Consider the following 2999-nt stretch of genomic DNA (forward strand, 5'->3'; position numbering starts at 1 on the left):
CCCCAGAGTGACGATTGCGCCCGCGCTATAGCGTGTGCCCGCAAGCTTCTTGCGCTCCTGGATCAATGGAACGTCAAACGTGGATTTGATCCGCCTGTCCGGGTGGGGATCGGCATCCACACGGGTGAAGTGTATTGCGGGCTTGTCGGGGACGACCGCCGGCTTGAGTTCACAGTGCTTGGCGACGCTGTCAACGTCGCTGCCAAGATTGAACAGGCCACCAAACGGTTTAGTGCCGCGCTGCTGGCCTCTGAGGCCGTGGTGGTACAGGCGGGACAACAACGCACATGGGGCGAGGTTGGTCGTGAGCCCCTGGGAGGGCGTGGCGAGCATCTTGCGATCCTTGCCCACACTGGGACGAGGCAGCGCGGCTGAGGCGCGAGGCTGGCGCGAACGCTATTGACCAAGGTGTTCGAGCTGTAGCGATTGGCGCCTAGAGCTGGCGCATCATCGCATGCACGCACGCCGGCCAGACGGCAGTCAGTCAGGAGGAATTACCGCCCGCAACATTCTCATCTGCCAACGCTTCCAGCATGAAGGATTCTTCGTCGTGGCCGACGAGGAGATGACCCCATACAGCCAGAACGCGGCACAGCTCATTCGCCGAGGACGCGGCGCCGTTCCTCGAACTCGTCCTTGTCGATCTCGCCGCGTGCGAAGCGCTCCTTGAGAATATCGAGCGGCGTACGGCCTTGCGGCGTGAGCCGTGGCGACGGAGCCGGCCATGGTCCGACGGCCCAACGGACGAGGAGCACTACCGCCGCGATCAGGACCGCAAGCAGCAGGACCATGAACAGCGGACCGAAAATCATTCCGTACCATCCCATCATGTGGGGGCCATAAGCATACCTGTCGGCGTCTGCCGGTGTCTGCGCCAGCATGCCGCTGGGTACGAGCGTTAGAGCTGCACTCGCTGCGACGAAAGGCGTGATGCGATTTCTGATGCTCATTTTTGTTTGCTCCTTGCGGGTTGAGCGAGCCTGACTGACGATGTGATTGCTTGGTGACCTAAAGAGCGGCAATGACCGCCTTGAGCTTCGTCTGCACGGTGCGGGCGATATCCAGCAGGTTAGGGTTACCGACGGCCTGCATCGACGCAACTGGATCCACAGCAGAGACCTCAATCCTGCCATCGTCGAATTCCTGCACGATGACGTTGCATGGCAGCATCGTGCCGATCTTGTCTTCCGCTTGAAGCGCTTGGTGTGCCAAGGAGGGATTGCACGCGCCGAGAATGCGGTAATTCCTAAATTCGAGATCCAGCTTCTTCTTCAACGTCGACTTAACATCGATATCGGTCAGGATTCCGAAGCCCTCCTTCTTCAGGGCATCGCCAACACGCTTCACCGCTGCGTCAAAGCTCTGGTCCACGATCTTGCTGAAGTGATAGCTCATGCTGACAATTCTCCTGTGCGCGAGGACAAAGCGGTGCAACACCACTTACAGCGGAGCAGATTGCCAGCTTGGAGGCGGCAATGCATTGAGCCAAGTCAAGGTTAGCTCCATTGACGCACATGTTCCCCTCGGGAGCGTCGGACGCGCAGCACAGCGGGATCGCGCATCATCACCGCGACGATCATCCCCGAAAGCAACCTTCGGGCTGTGAAGACCTCTCGACCTCACCGGCGGCTGTCGATGCGGGCAAGATCCCAAACCCACTGCGAGTCATCATAGGCGAGGACAGCGCCGAGGATTTGCGCCGGATCAATTGTTTGGAGTAAGTCATGGTGGAGCCGCGTGAGCGAGGTGGTTCGGTTTGTCTGAACAGTTTCGGGCGTTTTGCTAAGTGGATTTCCGCCTCGCGCTGCGTTTCGGTACGATAAGAGCCTCCTTGGACGGCTGGAACGAATAGCTCCATGCTACAAGATCCAGCGCAGTCATGCAGAATTTGAAATCCCGCTGCCGCAGTTTGACGAATATCATGGTTCCAATCTGCCATCGTTCTAGGCTTCTTCATTAAGCCGGCAGTACGGCCGCTGCAGAGGAGGCAGGGAATGTCGTTCAAGACAGTGCATGCCATGATCAACAGCACAGCGAGAGCACTACAGGGCCTAGGCTGCGTCGCCGTGGCTCTGCTTATGGGACAGGCCGGCGAAAGCACCGCAGCCGATATTGCCAACGGCCGGCAGATTGCCGAACGCTGGTGCGCAGAATGTCACGTCGCTGCGCCCGGGCAAAAGCAAGCTTCTGACGCCGTTCCCACTTTCGCTCAGATCGGCGAGTCTGAGCGTTTCGACGAGACAAGGCTTGCAACCTTCTTGGCAAACCCGCATCATTCGCGGATGCCGAACCTGTCGCTCACGCGTTCCGAGATTTCCGATCTTGTCGCTTACATCAAGCGCCAACGGCGTTAGCTGCAGGCTAATTTTTAGAAGCGTTGTTCTAACCCTAAAGCTGTCGCTCGACTGCCCGCCCCGGCGTGGCCGTTCGAACCCGGACGCGCGTTTCCAGTCCCATGACGGAGCCATGCACAGCTTTCGTGCCTGAGAAACAACAACGCGCCGCAGAATGGGACGATCAAAAGTCTTTCATCGCGGATTTCCGCCTTCGAGAGAAAGGAGATGCAAAACTGGAAAATCAGCCTTCTCTCGGCAAGGCAACCCACTGGTTCACGGCAAATTTCGCTAGTGGTGCCCATGCGCGCGACGATACATGCGTGGTCGAAACTAACCTTGCCGGGGGCGAATGCCTTCATCCGGAAGGCGCGGGTCGATGGATTCACAACCGAGTATATCGGCCCGCAAACTGAACGCGCTCAACGATTGTGTCGGCCTGCTTGAGGCGGTGGCGAAAGCCAACATGCCGTTACTCGTCGTTGCCGAAGACGTCGAGGGCGAGGCCCTAGCGACGCTTATCGTCAATCAAATCCGCGGAACGCTGCACAACTGTGCCGTTAAGACTCCAGGCTTCGGAGACCGCCGCAAAGCGATGTTGCAGGACATCGCGATCCTTTCGGGAGGGCAGGTCCTGTCTGAAGACCTTGGCATCAAGCTCGAGAC

The 2999-nt window shown here is 58.7% G+C and carries 4 protein-coding genes and 1 pseudogene; 3 read left to right on the forward strand and 2 right to left on the reverse strand.

All coding sequences use genetic code 11. The features are described 5' to 3' along the window. Positions 1 to 57: 57 nt before the first annotated feature. The gene (locus BN1800_RS39150) at positions 58 to 375 is read left to right on the forward strand and encodes an adenylate/guanylate cyclase domain-containing protein (RefSeq protein WP_244564825.1); all 318 of its coding nucleotides are present in this window, start codon (positions 58 to 60) and stop codon (positions 373 to 375) included. Positions 376 to 596: 221 nt separating this feature from the next. On the opposite strand, the gene BN1800_RS39155 is transcribed toward BN1800_RS39150, so the two are convergent. Together BN1800_RS39155 and BN1800_RS39160 are read right to left on the reverse strand one after the other, a co-directional pair. Then, positions 597 to 950 (reverse strand): SHOCT domain-containing protein, encoded by a 354-nt coding sequence (locus BN1800_RS39155; protein ID WP_087006265.1) that lies wholly within the window; start codon positions 948 to 950, stop codon positions 597 to 599. 58 nt (positions 951 to 1008) lie between these two features. Beyond that, a complete protein-coding gene (locus BN1800_RS39160) occupies positions 1009 to 1395 on the reverse strand; it encodes a DUF302 domain-containing protein (RefSeq protein ID WP_087006268.1) in 387 nt (128 codons plus the stop codon). 599 nt (positions 1396 to 1994) lie between these two features. Between BN1800_RS39160 and BN1800_RS39165 the strand changes: the two genes are divergently transcribed. Then, a complete protein-coding gene (locus BN1800_RS39165) occupies positions 1995 to 2354 on the forward strand; it encodes a c-type cytochrome (protein ID WP_244564824.1) in 360 nt (119 codons plus the stop codon). Between the two features lie 361 nt (positions 2355 to 2715). Further along, a pseudogene (gene groEL, locus BN1800_RS39175) lies at positions 2716 to 2999 on the forward strand (chaperonin GroEL); the annotation flags it as partial.

Source organism: Rhizobium sullae (assembly GCF_900169785.1).
In the GTDB taxonomy this organism is placed as follows: domain Bacteria; phylum Pseudomonadota; class Alphaproteobacteria; order Rhizobiales; family Rhizobiaceae; genus Rhizobium; species Rhizobium sullae.

Excerpts from the sequence above, each read along its gene's own strand:
- BN1800_RS39160 (WP_087006268.1), bottom strand. The coding sequence starts at position 1,395 with ATGAGCTATCACTTCAGCAAGATCGTGGACCAGAGCTTTGACGCAGCG.
- BN1800_RS39165 (WP_244564824.1), top strand. The coding sequence starts at position 1,995 with ATGTCGTTCAAGACAGTGCATGCCATGATCAACAGCACAGCGAGAGCA.
- BN1800_RS39155 (WP_087006265.1), bottom strand. The coding sequence starts at position 950 with ATGAGCATCAGAAATCGCATCACGCCTTTCGTCGCAGCGAGTGCAGCT.